The sequence below is a fragment of the Cohnella endophytica genome, from assembly GCF_003628305.1.
GTDB classification, from domain to species: Bacteria; Bacillota; Bacilli; order Paenibacillales; family Paenibacillaceae; genus Cohnella; species Cohnella endophytica.
In genome coordinates this window covers 72,798-99,608 of record NZ_RBZM01000013.1, presented here as the reverse complement: position 1 = coordinate 99,608, position 26,811 = coordinate 72,798, and the positions used below count along the sequence as shown (strand labels likewise).

Genomic DNA, 26,811 nt, shown 5'->3' with positions numbered 1-26,811 from the left:
ATGCGCTTTCATTTCAAATTTCAGATTAATAGTAGTGCGAAGTTATCGTTATTGCAAGGTTTAAAAGAACAAAAAAGAGCTTAAAACCCAAATAATTTACTCACTAGAAATGAAAATATCAAAATGCTATGAGGGTTCGACAAATAGCGAGAATCATTGAAACAAAATGTAATAATATACCATATTATGCAAGGTTGAAATATCACAATTATTGGTTGATATATGCCGTTTTTCAAAAAAAACAGGGGTGATATAATTCATAAAGAAAGCGCTTTCATATTTATGAATAAATTAGGAGGCTACGACGATGAAAATGATTACAAAAAAAGTAATGTCTCTGACTATCGCGTTGGTGATGTTACTTCAGGCTTTGTCACTGGGAACGAACTTCATACCCAGAGCAGCCGCAGCAACGAATACGATCTCCAATGCCAGTCTTACTGCCCAAATCGGTGATTTAGGACAGATTCAAGTACTAAATATCAATAATAATCCTAAAAACAGAAATAACGCTGATATCAATTTTGTTTTGCCCAACACTACGACGCCACAGAACGACGTTCAGCACCAATGGATGGGTGAAATGCTCTTTTCTTACCGCACCGGTGACAGCGCAACATTTCCTAATGATCGGACTGGTTTTACGGAAGTAGATACAAACAAAACATTGGCGGCTGGCGGATCAACAAGAATTTCTACCATTAACGCCAATAACCCATACTTTCAAAAGGTAGCTTCATCAGACGGAAAGAAGGTTGAAGTCAACTTTATCGGACAGGCTCTTACTTCCTCAACCGCTCGCACTATGAAAGGATTTGACGTGAAGTCCGTATTTAATATGGATAGCGATGACGGTTCCATGCTGTGGGAAATAACCATGAAAAACAAAAGCGACAAATATATTGAATTCGGCGATATCGGCTTGCCGATGCCTTGGAATAACAAATATTTAAATACAAACGATACCTATGATAACCGGGTTACCGTGCATAATTTTTCCGGTGCCGATAGCGGTTATGCCTATGCCATCCGCACGAATGGCGAAGGAAATTTCATGATGTTTACGCCGGTGCCGGAGAGTGGCGCACGCATTGAATACGTTGATTATTGGTTGGGCGACACGGGTGAACTGCGCAACGGAACTCTTTATTCCAACTGGGTCGGCGACAGCGGCGGCTGGTTTCCGGGGCTGAACGTTCTATATATCCACTCCAAGGATATATCGAAAACAGGCCGTGGCTATTTTAGCGATGCCACCAGCCTGGTTCTGGGACCTAGTCAGGAAAAAACATATAAGTTTAAGTTTTCGGCGGTGCGCGCAGGCGACAACACACCGCAAACAAGTGCCTCAAGCTCAAACAACGCTTCGACTTCTCTGGAAGACCGTGAGACAAACCTTCGCTCCATCCTGTATAAATCGGGCATGATTGACGCCGTAGCGTTGCCCGGCTTCCAGACGGCCATCAATATGCCTACCAAGCTGGATCTGCATTATGACGATAGCATCATCGATATAAACTCAATTAAGATTCAGTCTGTTGACGAGAATGATCCATTCGATGCAACGCATATCCCGACTATCAAGTCCGGCCAGACCAGACAGGCTATGGTCGACAATACCCGTGCCGGACGCGGACTTCCTGGCGGGAATCCTGAATATTCAAAATCCGTACAGCTTGTGGAAACCAAAATAATAAACGGTGAAAAGCATCATATCTATTCGCTCAACTTTGACGTCCTCGGCAATAACAGCGTTCGTGTGGATTATAAGCTGAAAGCCAATGGCACAACGATGGATAAATTTACTCAGTTTGAATTCAATGTTCTGGCTGAGCTTGATCAAACATCGAAAGCCCATTCCCAATTTATGGTAGACAAAACACAGGACAAGAACCCGAATAGTCCTTCCTTCGGCATCTACCGTGACTGGTATCTTGCAACCGGCATGGATACGACGGACAGCCATTGGGGAGATGACTGGAGCCACGATAACATCAACTTCATGACCATGAAAAATTATCTCGATCCAGATCCTAATGAAATTCGATCCATTGAAAACTACCTGATCGACTTTATGTGGAATAATTATATGAAATATACGCAGTCGACTTTTACGGTTGCGAACTACCTTAATGCTTCAGGCGCTAAATCAACTACAGCAACACCCTATACACGGACGTTTTCCGAAATGATGGAAGCGACTGGATTTTTCAACATGTATCGGATCCAAAAGGCATATCCCAATTTGATAAAGTATCGTGAAACGCCGCAATACTATCTGGAAAAGGCCTATGGCATTTACTATAACCGTGTCTCCAGCGGAACAACCGGATTCTATGGTGAACAGCAGGTACCGGATATGATTGAGGCGCTTAAAGAAGAGGGAATGCTGACTCAGTATGAGAATCTGAAAGTGAAGTTCGCTCAAACCAAAGGTCGGAACATTGTTAACGCCACTTATCCTTACGGGTCGGAATTTGAATATGACAATACCGGCGAAGAAGGGGCCTATGCGGCAGCCAAAGCGCTGCGCACGTACTACCCTGCAGACTCGAGGGCGGCCACAGCCTTGACAAGCATGAGAAAAGACGATTCGAAGACTCGTGCAATGCGAGGCATTCAGCCTACTTGGTACTATTATTCCGTACCGGTATTCCGCGCCGGCGAAGGCTGGTGGAACTTCCAATATACGGCTTCCTTGGCGGGATCTATTATGGATGACTGGCTCCGCTATCAGGATAACGGGAGGTCCGCGGCTCAGACTGCTACCGCACAGCAGCGCAACTATGCGGCGAAGATCTCAAACTTCAACGCCGTCAATATGGGGCAGATTACGGCAAAATCTGTAGGCGGCATCTCTTGGAGATATAATGCCCAGAAGGGAGGAACCGGTACCAAAAACGTAAATGATGGCGGCACTCGCGTGATGAACAACGGCTGGCAGGACTTTTCCGGCGAATCAGAGGAAGGACTCTATGGCTCGTTATTGCGTATCAGTTCCGATATTGTCACCGATCCGGTATTCGGGCTTTTCGGATATGGAGCTTCGGTCACTGAAGCAAGCGGCAGCTACCAGATCACACCGAAGGACGGTTTTGGCAAACGTATCAATCTAATCGATGAAAAAATTTATCTAGTCTCGGAAAGCGATAAAATCGAAAGCGCGAACATTCGAAAAGACGGTAAGGCATTTAAATTGCAGATCTCGAATCTTGCGAAAAGCGAGCACGCTTCAAGGATTACTTTCGACGGGGCAGGAGTAGCGAATGGCTATTATACAATCAAGCTGAATAATGTAGATGCCGGGCAGTTCTACGTAAAGAACAATAAAGGTACGGCTATGTTCCAAATGAGCAGTGCGCTAACTGCTGAAGTGACCATTGAAAAGTCGGATACGGGTGAAAATCAAGCACCGAATGTTACTGCAGAGGTGGCGACGCAAAACCCGCAAGCGATGCTGCCATTTACGATTAACGGAACTGTGACCGATGACGGCGCACCGGATGGCGCCTTGAACTACCAATGGGAAGTTGTCAGCACTCCGCCAGGCGGCAGTCTAAGTTTTACCAATCCTAAGTCAACTACGACGAAGGCTGTCGGTACCAAAGGAGGCTCATATACGGTCAAGCTCAACGCCAATGACGGGGAATTGAGCGGGTCTTACGAGCTGACCTTTGTGTTGGCAGCAGCACCGGAAAAGCAGCCTCCAGTCATTGGCGCAGTGACCGCGGCCCAGGATGCTTCGAATAACAGTATTCTCGTATTATCCGGCGCGGCGACCCCGGATCCGGTGTACAGCGCGGTAACTGAACCCGTATGGACGTATGGTTGGACGGTCAAGGAAAAGCCGAATGGCGTGGGAGAAATTACGATTGTCGATGGCGACAAAGCAAATGCCTATGCCCGCATAAGCAAGGCAGGCACTTATGTGTTTACCTTTACAGCGGCTGATGAAGGCAAGGCTGCCAGCAAAGATGTCTCGATTACGATCGCGAAAGACACCGATGACTCCTTCCGGGCTATCAGCGTTGTGACAAAAAAGGGAACGGCTCCAACGCTTCCGGGAACGGTGAGTGTGCGGCTTGTTACCGGAATTACGCAGGGTGTGGTCGAGTGGGATGCGGTTGATCCAACAAAATACGCAAATAATGGTGAGTTCGAAGTCAGGGGTAACATCAAAGACAGCGATTTGAAGGCACGCGTCACTGTATATGTCGTGAATTCGCAACCTCAAAATAACGCGTTGAGTGCAACTCCTACTGCCATTATCAATTCAGTTAATGACCTTGGCGGGGTAAAAGGCTTAAATGACGGATTTGACCCCACTAGTTCGAGCGATACCAGCCACGGCGCCTGGCATAACTGGCAAGGGGACCAGGGTGGGCCAGCATGGGTTATGTATACATGGAGTGAAGCTTTCCTTGCCACCTCGATGGATGTATATGTGTTCCGAGACGGTAGCGGGAATTTCCAGCCCAAGGATATGACGCTCCAGCTTCGTGATGCGGATGGAAAGTGGTACACGCCAAGAGGAGTAGTGGGACTTGGAAACGCATTGAATAAATACAATACCACTACCTTTGAGCCTGCATATATTACAGGCGCTCGCATTGACATGAAGCCGGTTACCCTTGGAAGCGGTATTCTGGAATGGAAGGTAAACGGATATACGGGCGCGATAGACAAGACGGAACTGACACAGGTCTACAACTTCGCGAATTCATTAAAAGCCGCGAACTTTACCGGCCAAGGTCTTACGCCGATTGCAGCTTCTAAGGCGAACGCTTCCGCTGTGATCTCAAATAAGAATGCTACAGAAGCGGAAGTTTCTCAGGCGATTGCAAATCTGCTGTCAGATTTGCGGTTGCTCACTCCGCTCAACAATAATATGGCGTTTGCGGCCAGTGTCTCGGCCAGCTACACTTCGTCTTGGGAAAGTCTTGCCGCGGTTAATGACGGGAAAAAAGATAGCACAAGTAACTCGCACTGGGGTACGTGGGGAAATACCAGCTCCGAGGAATGGGTGCAATATGATTGGCCGCAGGGGGCCACAATCGCAAGCTCGGATCTGGTGCTTTGGATAGATGGAAACGGTACTACCGGCATAACAACGCCTACAAAGTACACGTATTCATACATTCCGAAAAATAGCAGTACGAATGCATGGGTTACGGCAGCGACCATTACCTCAGGTATCGTAGCTAAAAACACGCCAGTGGGTACCTCCAATCTATATGGATTTGATCCTGTTCTGGAAGTTAAAGCGCTGCGTGTTACGATAACAAAGCAAGCAAGGAATAGCGAGGGCGTTGGCTTATGGGAATGGGAGGTTTTCCAACCGTCAACTCCGGATCTCGTAAATCTGCAATTGGCACAATTCTACGCAAGCCACGGCAATGCCTATAACGCCGTGTACTATTATCAACTGGCCATCAGCAACGGGGACACCGGTCTTGATTCCGAGATGATTGTTGCTGCAGGGCTGCTTCAATTGCTAGCAAAAAGTGCAATGGAAACGGGAGATATCTCGACGGCATACTCGGCGTACCAGCTCCTTTCCGGCAGTTCGGCAGTTCCGTCGAGCGTATCCGCCGATGCGGCGAAGAGTTTGAGCTCCAGCCAGAACATGGGCCTCGCTTGGTACTACTACGGCCAGAATAATCTGTATAACGCCGTATACTACTTGGCCCAAGAAATCGGAAGCGGCAACAGCAGTACGGGTATCGGGGCGTTGATGAGCAATGTCGCAACGAAACTGCAACAGCAGGCGCAAAGCGAAACGCAGCAAGGCCAGTTCGCGGCTGCATACAGGGACTATCAATTATTGGCGAGCAATAACGGCGTTCCGGCCGGCATCGCGCAGGATGCGGCAACCAGCATCTCAACCGGAGGAAGCATCGGCAACGCATGGTTCTACTTGGCTGAAAGCAATTGGTACAACGCGGTGTACTGGTTAGGGGACACTATGCAAACTAATGCCAGCACGGGCGTGTCCGCGATGATGATTTATGCGTCGAACCAACTGCAACAGCTGGCGCAAGGTCATATGGCGCAAGGTCAACTGGCTCAGGGTTTTACAGCCTATGCTTTGCTGGTCGCAACGGCGGGCGTTCCGACGTCGGTTGCGCTGGATGCAAGCAAGAGCCAGGATGTTAGCGACAGCAACTACGGCGATGCGCTCTGGTACTTGAATCAGGCTAATTACATCAATGCCAAGTATTATCTGGAACAAGTCGAAGCGAACGGCAATAACAGCACGGGCGTCCAAGCGTTGTTATCGTACGTGAATAGCCAATAAATCGCGACATCCGCAGAAGCGTCTCCAGGCCGGGGAAAGGATCGGTCATCTCCCTCGGCCTGGAGGGATATTCACCCCACTCAATGGCGGGAAGGTAGATGAGCATCACATGTTGACTGAAGAGAATACAGCACCAAGAACGCTGAAGAAGGGCAAAGCATTTCTAGCTATGATGTCCGCAGGCATGGTTGTGTTCGTGTATATCCTGTTTGGATTAAACCAAACGGCATTGGAAGCGCACGGTGCTACTGTGGCAAATAACAAATACGTAACCGTGAAAGGGAACGTCAAGGACGGTAACGGTAAACCGATGGCCAATGTCAAGGTCAGCATTTCGGTGCAAAAGTCCGTCTGGGACAAAAAGACGAAATCATATAAAAACGTCTGGAAAACAGCTGGCACTGCGGTAACGGACAAAAATGGCGCGTACAGCGTCCAGGCGCTGACTCCGGCCACGAACGCGATTATCGTCAAGTGGGTCCGCAACGGCACAACGAAACCCGTCATTACCCAAACGTTTAAAATCGATAAGAACGGCAAGAGCTTCGCCTTCGACCTGAAAGCGAGCAAAGCGTTCGCTCCGCTTGCCACGCTGGCGTTCAGTTATTAGAGAAAGGCGGGATCGGGATGTCTGTGAACGTAGATATTTTCCTTGCTTTCTTCGGTTTGATGTCCCTGTATTATCTAGTCATGTACGTGTGGTCGTTCAGAACGTTCAAGACGCCTGATCCCGACCTTGATGTCATCGGATTCGTACTGCTGGTGCCGGCATTGAACGAGGCCAAGGTCATTGGCGACACCTGCGCCCAGATGAGCAGACTGCATGCTCGCTTGCATGTGATCGTCATTGACGACGGTTCCGATGACGGTACGGGAGATGTCGTCCGGCAGGTTGAGGGAGACCGTATTCACTTGTTCCAGCGCAAAGCGCCCGAAGCGCGCCAAGGCAAAGGGATGGCGCTGAATATGGCGTATGCGTGGGCGCAGACGCAAATGAAGACATGGTTCCAGGATTTAAGCGACGATCAGATCATTGTCGGCGTAACGGATGCGGATGTGCACTTGAGTCAGAATGTCCTTACGGAAGTCGCTGCGACCTTCCAAGCCGCTGCGGACATCGGGGCTGTACAAGCTCCGGTGTCCATTAAAGGCGCGAACGAGAATTTGTGGCTGTTGATGCAAGACATTGAGTTCCAGGCTTTTTTCCACTTCGTTCAAAAAGCGCGCAACTGGATCTCTTCGGTCGCCATGGGCGGCAATGGGCAGTTCACGCGTTATCGGGCCATGAAAACGCTGGGTGACCGTCCATGGAGCCGCGCGTTAACGGAAGACATCGACCTGGGGATGGCATTGACTGGCCAAGGCCAGCGGATATGCTTTACGGGGAAGACGCCGGTCGTGCAGCACGGCTTAACTAGCTTCCCTCGGTTATTGAAGCAGCGTTCGCGTTGGGTCCAAGGCCACTACCAGGTATGGAAGCGGATCGGAGCATTGTGGCGCAGCCGCAGCCGCCTCATCACCAAGCTGGACTCTACGCTGTACTTATTGATGATCGTTACCCCATTGATTCTCGCCGCCGATTACTTGTTAGGTTTCGCTTCCTTATTCGGATGGGTGAACGCCTACAGCAAATCGATGGTGTGGCTCGACCAGTTCGGCAGTTGGATTCCGGCAACCGTTCAACTGGTGGTGGCGTTCTCGATCCAACTCATCTTTTTGCCTGCCTACAGCCGGGTCGCCAAAATCAAGATCCCTTGGTATACCGCCCCCGGGCTCATGGCCACATTTGCCATATACACGGCGTCCATATGGCTACTAGCGTCGATCATCGCTTTCTACAGAATGGCGACGGGCAAATGGGGATGGATCAAAACCGAGCGCGAAAACATTTCAACGAGCACGTTCTCGGCATGATGAAAGGCCGTACTTCTCGCTTTTTTCAGCGGAGGTACGGCCTCTTTTTTATCAAAATGCCGATGGAGCAGAACAGATTTCTATTTTAAGGGGTAAATCTACCGATGTTGTCAATGTAATCAACCCCTTCGCAGCGAGAGGATGACCGGATGAGAGTCCTTGTCCTTCAAGGACGTATACCCTGTACATTGGGGCTCTGGATATATAGAAGCCGTCCAACGGGCTGGATTAATGAACGGAGTTTGGGAAAGATCAGAGAACAAACCTGTGGTTTCGGATGCAGCTGAATAGGCAGCGGAACCAAACATCATATTGAGGGCAAAAACAGTTACCCCCAGTTACGCAAAGTTCCTTTCATGGATACCCCCCCTTGATCATCGATGGTGTAGACACTGTGGCTTGTTAAGCAAAGAGCAGTGGTTGCTCGGAAAGTATGGAAGTCTACAATCTGCCAGAATCCTTATTCTGTGCATCGCGAAATTGGAATCTTTGGATTCCTAGTATAACATTCTGTATTTTCCATTAACTCTGTGAAGAAATTGATACTAAATACCATAGTGATTGTATAATAACAGGGTAGATTAGCCCGTTAATGAAACCTAAAGAAAACTTTAAGTATCCCGATATCCAGAGCGAGGTTTTTTGTGATGACTACTATTTTTTGGCGTGATTTGCCAAGACCCTTTTTTGTGCTAGCTCCCATGGAAGATGTGACGGATGTTGTATTTCGCCATGTCGTGAGTGAAGCGGCGAGACCCGATGTGTTTTTTACAGAGTTTACGAACACAGAGAGCTACTGCCACCCGGATGGGCACCAAAGCGTGCGCGGGCGTTTGACTTTTACAGAGGATGAGCACCCCATAGTAGCGCACATATGGGGAGATAAGCCGGAATATTTTCGTCAAATGAGTATCGGCATGGCGGAGCAAGGGTTCAGAGGAATCGATATCAATATGGGCTGTCCTGTAGACAATGTTGCGGAGAATGGGAAGGGAAGCGGCCTGATCTGTCGTCCCAAAGTTGCAGCAGAGATCATTCAAGCAGCAAAAGCCGGAGGACTGCCCGTAAGTGTAAAAACAAGGCTTGGGTTTAGTGCTGTAGACGAATGGCAGGATTGGTTAACCCATATTTTGAGACAAGATATTGTTAACCTATCCATTCATCTGCGGACAAGAGAGGAAATGAGCAAAGTAGACGCTCATTGGGAGCTCATCCCGGAAATTAAGAAGCTTCGCGATGAGGTGGCGCCGGCTACGCTGTTGACTATTAACGGAGATATACCTGACCGTCAAGTCGGCTTGAAGCTCGCCCAACAATACGGGGTGGATGGAATTATGATCGGGCGTGGTATTTTTAGTAATCCATTTGCCTTTGAGAAGGAGCCAAGGGATCACAGCAGTGAGGAATTACTTGCCCTGCTGCGGCTGCATCTGGATCTCCATGATCAATATTCAGCACTGGAACCACGTTCATTCAAGACCCTCCCTCGTTTCTTTAAAATTTATGTCCGTGGATTCCGAGGGGCAAGCGAATTAAGAAATAACCTAATGAACGCAAAGTCAACAAATGAAGCGCGCGCATTGCTCGATGAATTTGGAAGCAAGCCTAATGACGGGGTTGAGGAACAGTAAAGGTGTAGCCGGTGGATATATTCCCATGTACGACACATGTGGAGTGTTCAGTGTTACTGAGCGCGAAAACATTTCAACGAGCACGTTCTCGGCATGATGAAAGGCCGTACTTCTCGCTTTTTTTTCAGCGGAGGTACGGCCTTTTTTTATCAAAATGCATTAACAAGAGAAGGGAATCGTTTCTTTTTTTGTCGAAAAAGCAAGAATGCGAACTGCTTGACAATAAATAAAAACCGCTTTATATTTAACTTAATAGTTAAATAACCAATTGGTTAAATAATGATTTAGTTAAATTCAAGAATGTGCTCTTGATTGTTAAGCTATCGTTTATTGGGGAGTTGGTGGGATGAAGGAGACGATTTGGAGAAAATATTTGTGACGTGTCGCAAAAGTTTATTGCTTTGTTTTTATAACGATTATTCCCTAATAAAATTTGAAGGTAGGTAATTTAATTATGGCATCCGTATTATATATCACAGCAAATCCGAATGATCATGAAACATCTTATAGCATGGCAGTAGGAAAAGAATTCGTGCAGGCTTACAAATTCGCAAATCCGAATGATGAAGTTGTACATCTTGATCTCTATCAAATGGATATTCCTGAGCTTGATGCCGATGTTTTTAGCGGTTGGGGCAAGCTTGGGGCGGGCACTGTTTTTGATAAATTGACCGATGCAGAAAAAACGAAAGTAGGTCGACTTGTTGAACTGGTTGACCAATTCGTTGCTGCGGATAAGTATATATTTGTAAATCCGATATGGAATTATTCATTTCCGCCCGTTATGAAAGCATACATTGACTCTATTTGCGTAGCAGGTAAAACTTTCAAATATGTTCCGGGTAAAGGTCGAGTTGGCTTGCTGAGAGATAAAAAGGCGGTTCACATTCAAGCAAGCGGAAGTGTATTATCACCTGGCTCAGCTCTTGCGGACTTTGAAATGGGGCATCGCCACCTGAATGCCATAATGGAGTTTTTTGAGGTTCCTAGCTTTGAGAGCATCTTCGTTGAAGGAATGGCTGTAGATCCCGATCATGCGTCAGCGATTAAAGAAAATGCAGTTCAACAAGCGCGCGAAGTTGCTCGGAGTTTCTAACTGCTGCACAAAAGAGTCAACGAGATTGAGGTATCCAAACCCTGATCCGTTTGGCTCTTTTTTGCGTTCCTCGCGCTGTCTGGCTAATTGGAAATCGAGGGTATATCTGCTTGACATTAGATAAAAATCTAAATAAACTTAAACGTATGGTTAAATATAACGATGAAATATTAAATGATGTTTTCCAAGTGCTTTCTGATCCGACGAGAAGAGAAATCATAAGACGTTTAGCCGTTGGAGAGATGACGGTCATGAATTTGGCTAAGCCTTTTGAGATGTCGCTGCCAGCCGTTTCTAAACACCTGAGGGTGTTGGAAAAGGCTGGTTTAGTTTCGGTTCGAAAGGAAGGAACGTATCGATTTTATTATCTAAATCCAAATGTAGTGGAAAACGCTCACGAGTGGTTAATGGACTTGAGAAGCTTCTGGACCGCGCAAGTGATTAACCTCGAACGATTCCTGGACAAACAATCTAAAGAAGACTAAAGGAGGCTCTGCCAATGATATCGATGCAGGATGGGAAGTTTCTCCTTGAGCTTCATCACGTATATAGTGCTAGCAAGGAAAGAGTGTTCTTGGCTTGGACGAAGGAAGATCAGCTAAAGCAATGGTGGGGGCTGACGGGCTTTACGACGACGATCGAACTCATGGACGTTTCAATCGGCGGGAAATACCTTTTTCATATGAAGGCTCCGAACGGTAAGCTTCATACATTAGAGGGTCGATATGTTGAAATCGTTCCGCATGAAAAACTATCATTTACTTGGAAGTGGGTGAATGAAGGAGACGATTCGGAGGAAACGCTTGTTACGATTGACTTTGTCGGTAAGGATAATAAGACGGAGCTTGTGATTACGCATTCCGAGTTCTCCACGATGAAAGAAGCGAAAAAACACAATAATAGTTGGACAAATTCTTTAGAAGGCGGCTTGTGCAACTATTTTAATTGACGTGTTCCGAATTTTTCGAACCAGTTCCCTTCTTCTTGCTTAAAACTTGGGTGTACAAGTTAATGAACCGTCCGGGTGTGGACGGTTTTCTTACGTTTAAAAAGGACTTTATCGTGATGTATGTGTGTGTTCAACGCCTCGAAGATATTTGCAGGGCACATTTTCCTTTAATGATGATATGATTTAGATAATCAACTTACTTATCGCGCATCCTGTAGATTGGGGTAGGGTTCATCATGAGGGGTATTCTCCGATTCGGTTCTCGTACAATCTTGCTTTATATAGCTGCTGCCGTTGTTGTCGGTTTGGTTGCAAGCTATGCCGTCTTCTCTGCACCTGACTCCCCTAAGTTCCAAAGTGAAGAAGGCATTCTGGATTTAACGCAGGCTCATGTCAGTGAGAATCCGCTAAAGCTAAAAGGGGAGTGGGAGTTCTACTGGCAGGAGCTGCTGTCGCCTGAGGACATACAGATTCGCTTAGCAAGGGACGGGAACAATGATCGCTGGATCAGCATCCCGGGCTCTTGGCTAGGCTATCGGTTAGATGATCAGCAGCTGAGCGGTACAGGCTTTGCAACCTTTCGGGTGATCATCCAACTTAGCGAGCAGGATAGGAATGAGCGGCTTGCGTTGCGACTGCCTACCATTTTTCATGCGTATAAATTATGGGTGAATGGCGAGCTGCTGGCGGAAGTTGGTGCGGTTGGTCGGGACAAGAGCAGCGTGACACCGAAGCTGGCAACGAAGCTGGTGTTCTTCCAGCCCGAGAATGACAGGGTGGAACTGGTGATGCAAGTAGCCAACTTCCATCATAATCGAGGCGGCATCACCAAATATATAGAGCTGGGCGGCAGCGATGTGTTAACGGTCAGGACCAATCTGAGGATCGCCGCTGAAATGTTCATCACCGCAAGCCTGCTGATCATTGGCGTGTATCACCTGCTGCTGTTCGCCCTGCGACGCAAAGACAGGGCTACATTGTATTTCGGTCTGTTCACGCTGTTGTTCGGTATCCGCTCCTTGTTGGTCGGCGAGCTATTGCTCACGCAATTATGGCCGGCTTTTCCGTGGGAATTGCAGTTCAAGATCGAGTATCTGATTCTGTGCAGCAGTGGATACATCATCACGATGTACTTTGATTGCATCTTTCCCAATTATGTGTCGCGTTGGTTTCATCTTGGCACGCGGATCGTAACCGGCGCATTATGTATCGTTGTCGTGGTGGCTCCCGCGCTTATATATACAAAATTATTACTGATGATCGGAGTAGTTGTCGTTCTCCATATGATTTATCTGATGGTTGGACTGGCCCATTCGGCTATTCGGCGTAGGGAGGGAGCGCTGATCTTCCTACTGGTTTCGGTGGTTGCTTTGGTTACTGTCGTTAACGATTTTTTGTATTATAACGAATGGTCGCCGATCGGAAATACCTCTCCGCTTGGTTTGCTGGTGTTTACGATGGCACAGATGATTCTGCTTTCTTCGAGATTTACGAGGGCGGCATCGAACGAGGAGAGGATTGCACGTGAGCTGCAGGGCGCTAACAACAAGCTGACCGAAATGAATATGAATTTGGAACGGACCGTGCAGGAACGTACACATGCCTTATCCGCAGCTCATGATGATCTCCGCACTTCGTATGACCGTTTGCTTCACTCCGAGGAAGGGAGGAAGAAGCTCCTTTCCTATATTACGCATGATCTGCGTATGCCGCTGTCCAGCATGCTTGGTTATGTAGAAGCTGTGCAGGACAGGGTCAAGCCGGAACGTAATGAACAGTACCTGAAGTATATCCGGGATAACACGATAAGGATCAACCGCATGATCGAGGAGTTGTCCTTCTTGTCGCATTTGGAGACGGGACAAGTCTCGTACCGAATGGAGCCGGTTTATGTGATGCACTTCTTGCGCGGTTTTTTTGAACAATATGAGCTGGTTGTGCGTGACGCAGGGTTGGACTTCATGCTGGATATCGGAGCTGCGGAAGATCAACGATCGAACTTGCCTGTTGTCGAGATGGATGCGCAAAGATTAGATCAGGCTTTGTTTAATCTAGTGTCAAACGCGATGAAGTTCACCTCCAGTGGGGGGCTGGTGCGTATTGCGCTAGCTGTAGACGAGGTGAATGGTACCCGATCTGCGATCATTAGCGTACAAGATTCGGGCACGGGCATTCCTCCGGACCAGCTTGAGCAAATTTTCCATCGCCATTACAGGTATGATCGACCGGGCATGGAAAAGGGAGTAGAGGGGAACGGGCTCGGGCTGGCGATTTGCAGGGAAATCGTACAAGCGCATGGAGGGACCGTTCGAGCGGAGAGCGACGGCAAGACGGGGTCTATTTTCTACGTATCGCTTCCTTGTATTGTTAATGAAGGAGGGTAACGGTGTGATGGACACGCACAAAATTATGATTGTCGATGATGATCCCCATATATGCGAGATTGTTCAGGCGTATTGCGAGAGGGAGGGCTTCATATGCTCCTTCAGCTATAGCGGGACAGAAGCCATGAAGCTGCTTGCGTCTTTCGAGCCGGATTTGATTGTACTGGATGTACTGCTGGCTAATGAAAACGGTATTGATTGGTGCAGGAACGCACGTAGCTACACGAATGCGCCGATCGTGTTTCTGAGCAGCCGTGAGGAGGACGAGGTCAAAATCAGCGCATTATCCTATGGAGGCGACGATTATGTGACCAAGCCGTTCAGTCCGGGAGTACTCATGGCCAAGATCAAAGCTCATCTTCGCAGAGTGTCGGCGGGGAGAAGGGAACAACTGCTGGAATTACAGGGGCTTACGCTGGATTTCTACGCACAGTCCGTTAGTATGGGGAGCGAACCTATCTTTTTATCGAAAAAAGAGTTCAGTCTACTGTCCTATATGGCACAGAACGTGAATCGTGTCGTCAGTGTCGATGCGTTGTTTCAGCTCATCTGGGGAACGGAGAGTCTGGAGGATACGAGAACGGTTGCTGTACACATCAGTAATTTACGCAAAAAAATCGAGGCTGACCCTGCCAATCCCGAGAAAATCATTACGATTCGGGGCACAGGATATATGCTGGTTACCAGAAGTGCATTGCAAGCGTGAACACAGCGTTAAGGTCGGGAATATATTGGGGGTTTACTTTGCCCGGCTCGGGTTTGGGATAGTTACTAGATAGGAAAAAATGGGATCATGGCGTTGGAGCATTACTTGACGCTGTTGACCCATTTTTTGTTTTTTCCGCTAAGGTCCATCATACACGGCGTGAACTTAAAGTTTTCTTTATGTTTCATATCTAGAACAATCTTTCATGTTAGATTAGAAGTAATATTTGTATGTTCTTGACGAAGAAAAGCTAGCTGTCATGGATATTTGTAATTAGGGGGGGATGGCGTGAATGTAAAATCCGTGCAGCCGATCAGTGATTATTTTAAAGCGATTCAGCAATGCAAGGACGCACGCGAGACGAAGGATCAGTCGCGTTTGGCATCTATTCGAAATATACTCATGCTGGGCAAGAAGCTACGCACCGAAGAATTGGACTACTTACAGCGACATGATCCCAATCTATATGCTCAAGCAATGAGCCTATCGATGGAACGCCAAGCGTATGAGGACGCATTGCAGCATAGCCGTAGCAAAGCGGATGCGAACGATTACAACACGTTCAAGCTGATGCAGATTGCCGGGCAACTGAAGCCTGGTGGTTCCGAGGAGCAACTGATGCGCGTGAACGCGATTCAGGAAGCCCATCGCGAGTTCATGCGATCGAGCAAGTATGCCTCACTGAGGTCAGATGGATACGCACCCCGTAAATTACGATGATGAAACCATAGCAAATTAATATTGAATCAGAAATTAACATTATATATGTGCGAGAGTATGGAGGGGTAGACGGATGACGTTATCGATTAACTCGTATAACTCGATGTATCCGATAAACAGAACGGCGCCTTTGAGTTTGCAGTCTTCTAGTAGTCAGAGTGCGAACCAGTCTTTCTTTTCAAAGTACGTTGTGAAGAGCAAGTCTTATGAGCAATATATCAAGACAGCAGCAACCGGGATTGTGAATTTTTTGAAATCCGCGCAGGATATGCAAGCATCGGCGCAAAAATTAATGCAGAAGGATAATTCATCTTTCCAAGCAAGGACGGCGGAATCATCGGACAACAAGAAGGTTACTGCAATTGCATCGGCCGGAGCAACGAGCAAAACTTATGATGTTAAAGTGAATGCGATCGCGACTTCTCAATCGAACAGCGGTACATTTTTGTCTAAAGTAGAAACGTCCGTTGTAAGTAAAGGCATCAATCAGTTCAACATTACGATAGGCGGCAAGACTACGAAGATATCGGCTGTTATCTCCGATAACGATACGAACGATCAAGCGCTGACCAAGCTGAAAGATGCGGTCAATGCAGCGAAGACAGGCGTAACCGCCAATATTGTAACGGATGATAAAACAGGCAATAAGAAGCTTGAGTTAAGCAGCGATAAAACAGGAGCGGATCAGGCTTTCGAGGTTGAAGATGTTACCGGCAACGCGGTGTCGTCAACCGGCGTTAAGAATGCAACCCAACTAGCGTCCAATGCGTCCTACAGCGTGAACGGCGGCGCAACTCAAACTTCCCAGTCGAACACGATTGATCTGGAGAAGGGCAAAGCAACGGCGACACTAATGGCCCCATCACTGGAAGCTGTGAAAATTCAAATCAAACCGGACGAGGACAAAGTCATCGCGCAAGTTAAAGATCTGGTGTCGAGTTACAATACGATGCATGCTCGCATGAAAGAAGCCGGAGGAGTTATGAATTCATCTGTCCGTAAAAATATGGAGTCGTTAGTCAGCTCATCTACCTATGAGCGAATCGGTATTCACCATAACGGCGATGGTACCCTCAAGCTGGATGAAGAGCAATTTAAGAAGAGCTTAAGCTCAAATTTCGAACAAACAACGAAAGCGATTAGCGGCAACTATGGCCTAGCTGACCGTCTATCATCAGCAGCGGAAAGTTACAATGAAGTCCCGGCAAGCAGCTTGCTGAACTCTAAGGCTCGCCAGGTGCAGCAATTCGCGATGTACCAGTCATTGATGCAAATGGTTATGCCGACACAAAGCGAGTGGGTCGTGAATTCGCTTTATTAACTCGAAAAAAGCGGTGAACAATATTTTATAGATAAAGGATATAATCGTTCAAAACTCCGCTAAGGTCCGCCAAATTAATCAACGCAAGCAGTCCATAGGACTGCGTTTTTGTTTTGTTGGGCTTAAGCTGATCGGAATACCGAACAAAGCGACTTGCGAGGCAGTTGTGCCTAGGGGATGAAGGAGGGTAACGGTGTGGTGGACGCTTACAAAATAATGATCGTTGATGATGATCCCCATATATGCGAGATTGTTCAGGTGTATTGCGAGAGGGAGGGGTTCATAACCTCTTACAGTCATAACGGGACAGAAGCCATGAAGTTGCTTGCGTCTTTCGAGCCGGATTTGATTGTATTGGATGTACTGCTGGCTAACGAGAACGGCATTGATTGGTGCAGGAACGCACGTAGCTACACGAATGCGCCGATCGTGTTTCTGAGCAGCCGTGAGGAGGACGAGGTGAAGATCTGCGCATTATCCTATGGCGGCGACGATTATGTGACCAAGCCATTCAGCCCGGGAGTGCTCTTGGCCAAGATCAAGGCTCATCTTCGCAGAGTGTCGGCGGGTAGAAGGGAACAACTGCTGGAATTACCGGGTTTGACGCTGGATTTCTACGCACAGTCCGTTAGTATGGGGAGCGAACCTATCTTTTTATCGAAAAAAGAGTTCAGTCTGCTGTCCTATATGGCACAGAACGTGAATCGTGTTGTCAGTGTCGATGCGTTGTTTCAACTCATCTGGGGAACGGAGAGTCTGGAGGATACGAGAACGGTTGCTGTGCACATCAGTAATTTACGCAAAAAAATCGAGGCTAACCCTGCCAATCCCGAGAAAATCATTACGATTCGGGGGACCGGATATATGCTGGTTGCCAGAAGTGCGTTACAAGCACGTACATAGCGTTAAGATCGAATATAGTAAAAATAGCGGCGTAGGGATCACCTCCCTTACGCCGCTATTATTCTAGGATAATTATTGCTGGTCCTACCGAGTGTTTACGACAGCTTGTAGATCGTCTCTGCTAGTTAAAGAAAACGGCGTATCAAATGGACCTCTGATTTCATGATAGGCATCTTCGATGGCGCTCAAGATATCGTCTAAGTTGTTAGCAGTTACTCCCGTTACTCCTGCAGCGGCAAACGTTGTTGCGCTCGGCTTTGTAAAACTCGAATCCATAATGTAGTTGCTGATCTCCGTCAACGCGAGCCCGGCACGAACTTCATTAACAATCGCTTGAATTTGAGCCGATGTTCTTGTCGTTGCGCCGTATTCCAAGTACTCTTGGACGTAGGTTAGGTTGTCTGATGTGACGCCTGTAACACCTGCATCCCCAAAAGTCGTCACAGTTACATCGGTCCAATTACGGGATGCCGACGCTTCATTGATCAAGTCCAGTGCCGATTTCGTAACGATAATCGTGTACGACGACGACATGATATCACTGTCTCTCATGCCGTCTTGTACCGCAAGAGCTTTGATCGTCATTGCGCTATTCACGACGATCGGAACGCTATATACGAGGCCGTTCGTCCTCGTCGGCGTGCTGCCATCCGTCGTATAGTAGATCGTTGCGCCACTCGTTGCGCTAAGCGATACTTGCGTACCAGACTGGACAACTCCGCTAGCAAGATCGGCTGTCGGTGTCGCGAGCTGCGATGGCGTCACGACCTCTGGAATAGGCACATATGTTGAAGCGGGTGCAGGCGGTTCCTCCTCCTCTGGCTTCTTGGACGGCTTCCCCGGCGGAACATACTGTTGTTTGGCTTCATATGCGCCTGTAAGGAGCAGATCGCGCGTTGCGTTGGCTTGACCGCCGAACTTTCCATCCGCTCCGTTCGGTAACACTTTTAGTTCCACCGCCAGAGCGACATAACCCTGCGCCCAGTCGGATACCGTACTATCGTTGCCAGTCTTCGTTTTTGCTTCCGCGTCCTTGCCTACCACTCGGACCAAGAACGTGGCCAACTGTTCTTTGGTTACTTTGCCGGCCGGATTGAATGTACCATCGCCAGAGCCCTCCGTAATTCCCGCAGATTTGATGGCTTCAATGTAGGGCAGCGCATAACCGTTGGGACCATCCGCCTTGACGTCGCTGAAACTGGATGTCTTCAGATCTTTATTGACTTCAAGACCCGTAATCAATGCCGCAACCTTTGCGAACTGGGCTCGATCCATCTCTTCTTTAAGCCCGAATTTGCCATCGCTTACACCGTCGAATACACCAGCACCAATCAAGGCGTCGAATTTGGCTTTCGTTGCGGCATCCAGATCTTTCAAGTCCGTAAAGTCGGCTGAAGATTTCGTTGCGCCTGCTGCAAAGCTGACGGATAAATGAAAGCACAGTAGCACCGCCATCAATAATCCGACAATTTTTTTCCTCATCGTTTGTCCCCCTGAAGTATGATATCGATTTTCCTCTTCAATCTTATCATGGTTGATTAGTCCATCTATGAAACATAAAGAAAACTTTAAGATCGCGCTTGCAGTGCACTTCTGTCGTTTAGGTGTATGATTAGTCTAACAGCATTAAGTTTCAAGGGGGGCATCCAATGAACAAGACAGACCGTTTATTAGCCATCGTTCTGGAGCTGCAAAGCAGAGAAGTGGTACGGGGAGAAGAGTTGGCGGACCTATTTGAAACCAGTGTGCGGACCATCTATCGTGACATTCAGGCACTTAGTGAAGCGGGCGTGCCGATAGTAGGTGCCCCAGGCACAGGATATTCTTTAATGAAAGGCTATTTCCTGCCGCCGATCAGTTTCACGGTAGAAGAAGCCGCGACCTTGCTTATAGGAACGGACTTTATCGAGCAACGATTTGATGATGAGTATCGTGTCAGGGCTCAAGCCGCTCGGAGGAAAATCGAGGCCATTTTATCGGAGAGCGTTCGCAATGAGACCTCTCGTGTGCGCAAGGCGCTGCGCCTGCTCACTCCCGGTAAACGGGTCGCGCTGTCAAAAGAAAGGGAATATTTAGAAAAAATCCGTCGAGCGATATTAGATGAACGAAAGATCAGATTTCATTATTTGAAAGGGATTGGGGATTCCATGGGGAATCCCCATAGTGATCGTACCGTCGCTCCCTATGGTCTGGTACTCATTGAAGGATCTTGGATGCTCGTGGCCCGTTGCGATCTACGCCAAGACATTCGCCATTTCCGTTTGTCCCGGATGACCGAACTTATCGATCTGGTAGAACGATTCGAACTACCGGCGCATTTTAACTTAAGGGAGTATACCCCTCCGGATGATCGCCACTTGCGAGTTCGCCTTCGATTTAACCATGACATCGCAGATAAGGTGAAGGAATCGAACTATCATTACATGGAGGATATGGAAGAGCATCAAGATGGATTGCATGTGGTCTTACGCGTCCGTCAACTGGATGAATTGCTGCAATGGGTGCTTGGCTGGGGAGCGGGTGTGATCGTATTGGAACCTGAATCGTTCCGAAATCGGATTCGCGAGGAAGCCCAAAAAATGTTAAAACGCTACTGACATAACGTTGTCAGTAGCGTTATTTTATAATCGGGTATGTAAACGTAAAGGAGTGGTAAGATAAACGCGAAGTACGTCTTCCCCTTAAGGAAGGCTTCGCTGGTTCTGACCCACGATATATACGGATTTATTATAGGAAGGATGATATCTTGTGAATTTCGCTTCTGTGCGCATCATTACCGACGACGTGGATCGTCTCGTCGAGTTCTATGAGAAAGTCATGGGTGTTTCGGCGGAGCGCCCCGCGCCCGTTTTTGCCGAACTCGTTGTGCCATCATGCACCCTGGCAATCGGCCACACCCAGACGATGCAATTATTCGGTGTTGGTTCCGTAGTGGCGGCCAACAATCACACTGTCATCATCGAGTTCCGCGTCGACGATGTCGAAGCCGAATACGCGCGCTTGAAGCTATTTGTCGATGATTGGGTAAAGGAACCGACCACGATGCCGTGGGGAAACCGTTCTATGCTCTTCCGCGATCCTGACGGCAACCTTGTTAACCTCTTCGAGCCGGTGACCGAGGAAGCGATCAAACGGTTTAGCGGTAGGGGTTGACGGACATGTGGAGTGCTGTGCGTCGCTCGTAAGGAAGTAGTAGTTAAGAGCCGCATTTACCTGTATATTGAAGCCCGAATGTATTTAATATTCGGGCTTCTTTGCTTGCGGTGGCCAACCGGATCGAACGAAAGAAGTCGTATGCGGGAAGCGACCGCTAGGCCGCGGAAAGCGCGATCTTAAAGTTTTCTTTATGTTTCATTAATGGACTAATCTACCATGTTAAAATACAAGGAGGAAAATCGCTAACCCAATCAGACGTCCAAGGTTCAGTTTTAGTTATCGTTAACGTTTCATGGAGGGGCCGACATGGATATCAAGCCGGACGAGAATTTGCAGCATATCGTTGGTAAAAAAATAAACCGGGATATATTCAATCCGAGCGGTGTATTGCTGGTGGCCGAATCGTCCATCATTAATCAAAAGCATGTTCGGTTGCTTCAAAAGTACGATATTGCTCTGACCAGTCAGGATGTTACGTCGATCGGCCCCTATTGCGATCCGGAGGCTTTCATTCATTATCAAATCATTGAAGATACGGTCCAGCAAGTAGAATATCTATTCAGTGAAGTGCGCGTATCGCGGGAAATTCCACTATCGCAATTACGCAAGGAAGTTATTCCAACGATTCATGAGGCGGCTGACGGCTCGCATTTATTAGGTCTGTTTGCTTCCCTGCAGGCCAAAGACGACTACACCTACCGTCACAATATCGCGGTTAGCGTCATTTCCAATCTGCTGGGTACATGGATGGGGCTCGACCATCAAGAGATCTTGCAGCTTACGACCGCGGCTTTGCTGCATGATGTCGGGAAGATGCTGATACCTCTGGAAATATTGAATAAACCGGGCAAGTTAAACGAGCAAGAATACGAGGTAATGAAAAATCATACGGTGCTAGGCTATGAGCTCATTAAAGAGACGGTAGGGGCGAATCATCGGCAAGCGATCGTAGCGCTTCAGCATCACGAACGGATGGATGGCAGCGGTTATCCGCTCGGCATCGACAAGGACAAGCTGGATTTGTTCAGTCGTATCGTATCCGTCGCCGACGTATTCCATGCGATGACTTCCATGCGGGTATACCGCGACCCGTCTCCATTCAATGAAGTGCTGTTTCAGATGGAGAAGGATACGTTCGGAGCGCTTGACCCCGTCATTACCCGGATATTCATCGAGAAAATCATGAACAGCCTGATCGGCAGATCAGTGCTGCTAACGGATGGCAGCGAGGGTACGGTCCTAATGATCCAGTCACACGACTTGACGCACCCATTCATTCAGTCCGGGAGTAAATTCCTCGACTTGAGCAAGGATTACGCCGTTCAGATCAAACAGATCCTATAGGAAGGGGATGACAGCATGTCGGCATTTCATGAATCTGATGGAAAGCAAGAGATGCTATCCAAACTCAATGCCTTGCTGGATAGGACGATTATTTTATTGAACCAGGATAGTCGGAACACAACATCGTCCGATGTACTTGACGAAATTTTGATGGAATTTGATAATCTATCGAACAATTGAGAGAGACGATAAATAAATAATACAAACAGCGGAAATGCCGTTTGTATTATTTATAACTTTGCAGGTTCGCTTACGATTGATAAAAGATAAACATATCCTTGTTACAAATTAGATGTTACTCGCTCGACTAACCAGATACCGCCAAGTATTAATGCTAGGGTAGACCCTCCAAGTACAGCATTTCTTGAGAATCTCCAACGATGTAGTAATACCAATAACGGTAATAGGATAGCTACAAGTATCACCTGAACCGTCTCGATTCCGATGTTAAAGCTTATTAAATTGACGGCCAGTTGGTTTTTTGGAATATTCATTTCTTGCAAAATATCGGCAAAGCCCATCCCGTGGATCAGACCAAACAAGAAAGTTAATACCCAACGGTAACTTACTTGTTTACGAACTATATTGTCTATAGCCACATAGCAGATACTCAGAGCGATTGCAGGTTCGACAATATAAGATGGAACATTAATGATTCCAAGAACGGTTAAAGATAGCGTAATGCTATGTGCGATCGTAAAAGCAGTAATCATACTGGCATACTGTTTAAACTTTTGCCTAGCGATGAGAAGTGAAAATAAGAAAAGCAGATGATCATAGCCAGTAAGAATATGATCCATGCCAAGTTTGAAGAAAGAATACCAGCCGGAAATGCTTTCAGAAGCGCTGCTCTCATCTGTTGCAGTTCCTTCAGTAGTACCAGGCTGACCATCTTGTAGCAGACTCGAATAATCACTTTCAGTTATTTGCATAGACCAGGACCTGTATTTACCGGATAAAGCGGAAGAAGTACTCTTTTTACCGTAAGTAATGGTAACTAGATTGACGTAATTTGTGCTGCCGTCTTTTGCATTGGAGTACAAATGATCTATAAAGCCGACTGTTTTTGAATCGGATACAGGAGGATAAAATACTTTCAGCGTTACTTTTGCTGCTTTTCCCTCGCCATCTAGAGTGAAACTTTCAAGTGTAGTCCAGGTTTGATTTTCGTTGTTAAGCGTGAATTGAAGATTATTCTGGAGAAGCTCAATCAGTTGTTCTTTAACGCCTACGAATTCATCTGGATCAAGAATACCGTTATTATTCAGATCTCCTTTGGTTAACTCGATAACGGACAGCTCATCAAGCGAGAAGGTCATTTCGCTGCTCGTTTTTGTTAAGTTTAACGTTGTATAGCTGGCACTGTATGCGTGAGCATCAGCTTTCGTGAGAGGTATGAGAAGGAGTGCCAGTACCGATAAAACACAAATAGTAGATCGAATAGCAGAATGAATACGAAACATGATCGCGCTCCTCTTAAAAAACTGGATGCGGCTTAAAGCCGCATCCAGTTAATCCTCTTCTAATTATTGAAGTTATTATTTCTGCAACAAGTTGTATACCACTTGAGCTGCTTCGGCGCGAGTCGAGTTTCCTTTAGGTTGGAAAGTACCTTGTGCGTTGCCGTTGATCAATCCAAGCGCGGATGCTTGTTTTACAGAAGCAGCAGCCCATGTAGATATTTGAGATTGATCTTTGAATGTTGCGCTACCGCTTGCAGAAGCTTTACCGTGCGTTGTTTCATAGGCACGCATCAGCATAGATACCATTTCTTCACGAGTAATGTCTGCTTTAGGATTAAACGATGCTGCGCTGCCGCTTACAATGCCGGCTTTTGCGGCGATTGCAATTGCTTCAGCATACCAATCCGTGCTCTTCACGTCTTTGAATGTTACAGTGCCTTTATCCGAAAGATTCAGAGCTCTAACCAACATCGTAACGAATTCGGCGCGATTAACCGTGCGGTTAGGTTCGAATTTGCCGTCAGCAGTGCCTTTCAAGATTCCTTGAGATACCAGAGAGCTAATTGGCGTTGTTGCCCAATGCCCCGGAGGGATATCTGTAAATTGGGTCGTACTGTTCCCACCATTGCTGTTTCCGCCGTTACCAGGAGTAGGCGTTGGAGCAGGCGTTGGCTTTGGTGTAGGCGTTGGCGTTGGCGTTGGAGTTGGAGTAGGCGTTGGAGCAGGTGTCGGGTTTGGTATAGATGTAGACTTGGCTGGAACAGATACCGGAATCGTATTGGTGTCTGCACTCGCATTGTTGCTAACTTTCGTTACAGTCAGTACCAAGTTTACTGTTGTGTTAGTTGCCGGTGGCGTTATCACACCATTCAGTCCGATAACTGCCGTGTTGCTGCTGCTCTTGATTTTAACGGTAAAGCCTGTTGGTACAGTAGGTAGCGTCAACGATGTCGCATCTTTGGCTGGTGCTTGGATACTAGAGAGCGTTGCTGCTACTTCTGCTGCTGTTCGTGTAATTTCGACTGAAGCTTTACTCTCTTCAACACTAGATATCATTTCACGTTTATTATTGATTGCAGTAAGAACAGATTTCGAGAGATTCAAATCGGCAACCGTGATACCAGGCTTCAAAGTAAAAGTTAACTTGATAACATCCTGATATACTCCGTATTCTGCAGAGTGGAATGGCGTATCAAGATCACCTTTGATTTTCAATGTACCAGGAGTACTACGATCGACATTGAAATTAGCAGAATTAAGACCAACCAGGTCAGCACTTACAAAATCAAGATTTGTTACGTTATAAGTGAATGCTGTATTTAGGTTTTTCATTGCGTTAGCATCTTTTACTGCATAATAGAAATCAACGCCTGATGCATCGCTTTGGAGCGTATCTTCTTTGGCATAAACTTTTACGTCTTCCGGTTTTTTAACCAGCGTGTAAGAGTCAACAGAAGTGACAGTACCAGCAGTCTCAATTTCATACGCGTTATAAGTAATCGTATTTTCTGTTACATTAACAATGACGAAAGACGGAAGATTGCGCTGTTCTTGTACCGCAGTGTAACGTTTTGAAGCGTTAGTTGTATCCAAATTATAATATTTACTTCCGGAAGCAGAGTTCCCCGTGAAGTAAGAAATTCCTGTTGGGTTGATATCGTTACCAGCGGTATCTTTCAAAGAATATCCAGCTGTAATTCCATCTTGAACCTTATCACCGAATACAGGCTTAGATCTTGCATAAGAGTGGTCATGACCTGTGAAAATCAAGTCAATATCATATTTGTCAACGATTGGTGCAAGCCAGTTTCTTACGCCCATGGAATCAGTACCAGTTTTTTGGGAGTGCGCGTCACCAGCACCATAAATGTCATGGTGGAAAGTAGCAATTCTCCATTTTGTATGAGGATTATCTTCGATTGCTTGTTTCAGGAATGCTTCATGATTTGCTCCGTTTGTATTGTTCGTGTTAAGCACCAAGTACAACGCATCGCCATAAGTGTACCAGTAATCGCCGCCATATGTAGCGTCTTTTTTGCCAGTAGCAGGGTTTATAAAGTTCGCATCTGTTTGAGCACCAAGAGTACTACTTTGGTTAGGTAAATTGAAGTGGAAATCAAAGCTAGCTTGAGTATCATGGTTACCTACAGCTACTGCAACAGGCAGACTTTTGAGTTGGTCTGGAGACAAATAAAGGTCATACTCTGGTGGAGCTGACTTATAATCTTGTTCGTTATTCGGAGCACCATTCGTATAACCGGTAGCGTCGATCTGGTCACCAGCAGACATAATGTAATCAATTTTAGGGAATTGTGCTGTAGCGATTTCTAGCGTTCTTTTCCAACCTGCTGTATCAGTAAGGGTATTACCGCTTTGTCCTGTACCGATTTGCGGGTCACCGACAAACATGAAAGTATAATTGCTTGGATCACCCGTAGTATAGTTGCTAACAGCGCTCCAGTTATTGTCATCCCCGTCGCCATAACGGTAAACGAATTCGGTTTTGGGCTCAAGGCCAGTTGCCGTTACTTTATTAGAATAATAAACTACGCTTGCAACGGTAACAGCTTGAATGGAGCTTCCTGTAAATACTTTGGCTTGATCGACTGGGAAAACGCCGCCGGTCATGGCGGATTTTTTCGCCATTTGAACGATAGTAGCTGTCGGTTGACCTCCAGATGAATACCATGCGAAATTCAATTCTGTCGCATCTTTACCTGGAGTAAGAGCAAGATCCTTAGCGGCATAGTCAGCACCTTGTGTTTCGACACCAGCAGCTAATACCGGTTTCGGTCCCACTTGGGTACCAAAAAACTGAGATGGCGACACGGATACTACCAGTGATGCAGACAGTACCAATGCACTGATCTTGTTTAGCGGACTCTGCTTCAGGCTGAGTTTTTTAAACATCCCAGACACTCCTTCT

At 47.0% G+C, this 26,811-nt stretch carries 19 protein-coding genes; 16 read left to right on the top strand and 3 right to left on the bottom strand.

The window, feature by feature from the left end:
- Window positions 1-307: 307 nt before the first annotated feature.
- The 13 genes from D7Z26_RS24850 to D7Z26_RS24790 all read left to right on the top strand — a co-directional run bounded on the left by D7Z26_RS24850 (window position 308) and on the right by D7Z26_RS24790 (window position 17,922).
- Window positions 308-6,298 carry a DUF5695 domain-containing protein gene (locus tag D7Z26_RS24850; protein WP_120979733.1) on the top strand — a complete coding sequence of 1,997 codons (5,991 nt, stop codon included), beginning with the start codon at window positions 308-310 and terminating at the stop codon, window positions 6,296-6,298.
- A 109-nt stretch (window positions 6,299-6,407) separates the two neighbouring features.
- The gene (locus D7Z26_RS24845; protein ID WP_120979732.1) at window positions 6,408-6,908 is read left to right on the top strand and encodes a carboxypeptidase-like regulatory domain-containing protein; all 501 of its coding nucleotides are present in this window, start codon (window positions 6,408-6,410) and stop codon (window positions 6,906-6,908) included.
- Between the two features lie 17 nt (window positions 6,909-6,925).
- A complete protein-coding gene (locus tag D7Z26_RS24840; protein ID WP_120979731.1) occupies window positions 6,926-8,212 on the top strand; it encodes a glycosyltransferase family 2 protein in 1,287 nt (428 codons plus the stop codon).
- Between the two features lie 159 nt (window positions 8,213-8,371).
- Window positions 8,372-8,503 carry an S-layer homology domain-containing protein gene (locus tag D7Z26_RS28150; RefSeq protein WP_120979730.1) on the top strand — a complete coding sequence of 44 codons (132 nt, stop codon included), beginning with the start codon at window positions 8,372-8,374 and terminating at the stop codon, window positions 8,501-8,503.
- Window positions 8,504-8,859: 356 nt separating this feature from the next.
- Window positions 8,860-9,843: a tRNA dihydrouridine synthase gene (locus tag D7Z26_RS24830; protein ID WP_120979729.1), complete on the top strand. Its 984-nt coding sequence runs from the start codon at window positions 8,860-8,862 to the stop codon at window positions 9,841-9,843.
- 454 nt (window positions 9,844-10,297) lie between these two features.
- Window positions 10,298-10,939, top strand: coding sequence for an NAD(P)H-dependent oxidoreductase (locus D7Z26_RS24825; protein WP_120979728.1), 642 nt, complete (start codon window positions 10,298-10,300; stop codon window positions 10,937-10,939).
- Window positions 10,940-11,049: 110 nt separating this feature from the next.
- A complete protein-coding gene (locus D7Z26_RS24820) occupies window positions 11,050-11,424 on the top strand; it encodes an ArsR/SmtB family transcription factor (RefSeq protein ID WP_233567191.1) in 375 nt (124 codons plus the stop codon).
- Window positions 11,425-11,438: 14 nt separating this feature from the next.
- Window positions 11,439-11,888 (top strand): SRPBCC family protein, encoded by a 450-nt coding sequence (locus D7Z26_RS24815; RefSeq protein WP_120979727.1) that lies wholly within the window; start codon window positions 11,439-11,441, stop codon window positions 11,886-11,888.
- 236 nt (window positions 11,889-12,124) lie between these two features.
- Window positions 12,125-14,272 (top strand): ATP-binding protein, encoded by a 2,148-nt coding sequence (locus D7Z26_RS24810; RefSeq protein ID WP_120979726.1) that lies wholly within the window; start codon window positions 12,125-12,127, stop codon window positions 14,270-14,272.
- 7 nt (window positions 14,273-14,279) lie between these two features.
- On the top strand, window positions 14,280-14,978 hold the full coding sequence (locus D7Z26_RS24805) for a response regulator transcription factor (protein WP_120979725.1): 699 nt from the start codon (window positions 14,280-14,282) through the stop codon (window positions 14,976-14,978).
- 288 nt (window positions 14,979-15,266) lie between these two features.
- Complete coding sequence (locus D7Z26_RS24800) at window positions 15,267-15,698, top strand: hypothetical protein (protein WP_120979724.1); 432 nt, start codon at window positions 15,267-15,269, stop codon at window positions 15,696-15,698.
- A 73-nt stretch (window positions 15,699-15,771) separates the two neighbouring features.
- Window positions 15,772-17,019 (top strand): flagellar filament capping protein FliD, encoded by a 1,248-nt coding sequence (fliD, locus tag D7Z26_RS24795; RefSeq protein WP_120979723.1) that lies wholly within the window; start codon window positions 15,772-15,774, stop codon window positions 17,017-17,019.
- A 177-nt stretch (window positions 17,020-17,196) separates the two neighbouring features.
- On the top strand, window positions 17,197-17,922 hold the full coding sequence (locus D7Z26_RS24790) for a response regulator transcription factor (RefSeq protein WP_233567188.1): 726 nt from the start codon (window positions 17,197-17,199) through the stop codon (window positions 17,920-17,922).
- 84 nt (window positions 17,923-18,006) lie between these two features.
- Here D7Z26_RS24790 and D7Z26_RS27605 read toward each other — a convergent pair whose 3' ends face one another.
- On the bottom strand, window positions 18,007-19,404 hold the full coding sequence (locus D7Z26_RS27605) for an S-layer homology domain-containing protein (RefSeq protein WP_199731778.1): 1,398 nt from the start codon (window positions 19,402-19,404) through the stop codon (window positions 18,007-18,009).
- A 167-nt stretch (window positions 19,405-19,571) separates the two neighbouring features.
- Between D7Z26_RS27605 and D7Z26_RS24780 the strand changes: the two genes are divergently transcribed.
- The 3 genes from D7Z26_RS24780 to D7Z26_RS24770 all read left to right on the top strand — a co-directional run bounded on the left by D7Z26_RS24780 (window position 19,572) and on the right by D7Z26_RS24770 (window position 22,422).
- Complete coding sequence (locus D7Z26_RS24780; RefSeq protein ID WP_120979722.1) at window positions 19,572-20,519, top strand: helix-turn-helix transcriptional regulator; 948 nt, start codon at window positions 19,572-19,574, stop codon at window positions 20,517-20,519.
- Window positions 20,520-20,670: 151 nt separating this feature from the next.
- Complete coding sequence (locus D7Z26_RS24775; protein ID WP_120979721.1) at window positions 20,671-21,075, top strand: VOC family protein; 405 nt, start codon at window positions 20,671-20,673, stop codon at window positions 21,073-21,075.
- 309 nt (window positions 21,076-21,384) lie between these two features.
- Window positions 21,385-22,422, top strand: a complete 1,038-nt coding sequence (locus D7Z26_RS24770; RefSeq protein ID WP_120979720.1) for an HD-GYP domain-containing protein — start codon at window positions 21,385-21,387, stop codon at window positions 22,420-22,422.
- A gap of 281 nt (window positions 22,423-22,703) precedes the next feature.
- On the opposite strand, the gene D7Z26_RS24765 is transcribed toward D7Z26_RS24770, so the two are convergent.
- The gene (locus D7Z26_RS24765) at window positions 22,704-23,885 is read right to left on the bottom strand and encodes a HupE/UreJ family protein (protein ID WP_120979719.1); all 1,182 of its coding nucleotides are present in this window, start codon (window positions 23,883-23,885) and stop codon (window positions 22,704-22,706) included.
- A gap of 75 nt (window positions 23,886-23,960) precedes the next feature.
- Complete coding sequence (locus tag D7Z26_RS24760) at window positions 23,961-26,795, bottom strand: S-layer homology domain-containing protein (RefSeq protein WP_120979718.1); 2,835 nt, start codon at window positions 26,793-26,795, stop codon at window positions 23,961-23,963.
- Between the last annotated feature and the right edge of the window lie 16 nt (window positions 26,796-26,811).

Bases quoted from the DNA above. Each gene is read 5' to 3' on its own strand.
- D7Z26_RS24840 (WP_120979731.1), top strand. From the start codon at position 6,926: ATGTCTGTGAACGTAGATATTTTCCTTGCTTTCTTCGGTTTGATGTCC.
- D7Z26_RS24845 (WP_120979732.1), top strand. From the start codon at position 6,408: ATGTTGACTGAAGAGAATACAGCACCAAGAACGCTGAAGAAGGGCAAA.
- D7Z26_RS24770 (WP_120979720.1), top strand. From the start codon at position 21,385: ATGGATATCAAGCCGGACGAGAATTTGCAGCATATCGTTGGTAAAAAA.
- D7Z26_RS24760 (WP_120979718.1), bottom strand. From the start codon at position 26,795: ATGTTTAAAAAACTCAGCCTGAAGCAGAGTCCGCTAAACAAGATCAGT.
- D7Z26_RS24765 (WP_120979719.1), bottom strand. From the start codon at position 23,885: ATGTTTCGTATTCATTCTGCTATTCGATCTACTATTTGTGTTTTATCG.
- fliD (WP_120979723.1), top strand. From the start codon at position 15,772: ATGACGTTATCGATTAACTCGTATAACTCGATGTATCCGATAAACAGA.
- D7Z26_RS24805 (WP_120979725.1), top strand. From the start codon at position 14,280: ATGGACACGCACAAAATTATGATTGTCGATGATGATCCCCATATATGC.
- D7Z26_RS24850 (WP_120979733.1), top strand. From the start codon at position 308: ATGAAAATGATTACAAAAAAAGTAATGTCTCTGACTATCGCGTTGGTG.
- D7Z26_RS24780 (WP_120979722.1), top strand. From the start codon at position 19,572: ATGAACAAGACAGACCGTTTATTAGCCATCGTTCTGGAGCTGCAAAGC.
- D7Z26_RS24825 (WP_120979728.1), top strand. From the start codon at position 10,298: ATGGCATCCGTATTATATATCACAGCAAATCCGAATGATCATGAAACA.
- D7Z26_RS24810 (WP_120979726.1), top strand. From the start codon at position 12,125: ATGAGGGGTATTCTCCGATTCGGTTCTCGTACAATCTTGCTTTATATA.
- D7Z26_RS24815 (WP_120979727.1), top strand. From the start codon at position 11,439: ATGATATCGATGCAGGATGGGAAGTTTCTCCTTGAGCTTCATCACGTA.
- D7Z26_RS24790 (WP_233567188.1), top strand. From the start codon at position 17,197: ATGAAGGAGGGTAACGGTGTGGTGGACGCTTACAAAATAATGATCGTT.
- D7Z26_RS24830 (WP_120979729.1), top strand. From the start codon at position 8,860: ATGACTACTATTTTTTGGCGTGATTTGCCAAGACCCTTTTTTGTGCTA.
- D7Z26_RS27605 (WP_199731778.1), bottom strand. From the start codon at position 19,404: ATGAGGAAAAAAATTGTCGGATTATTGATGGCGGTGCTACTGTGCTTT.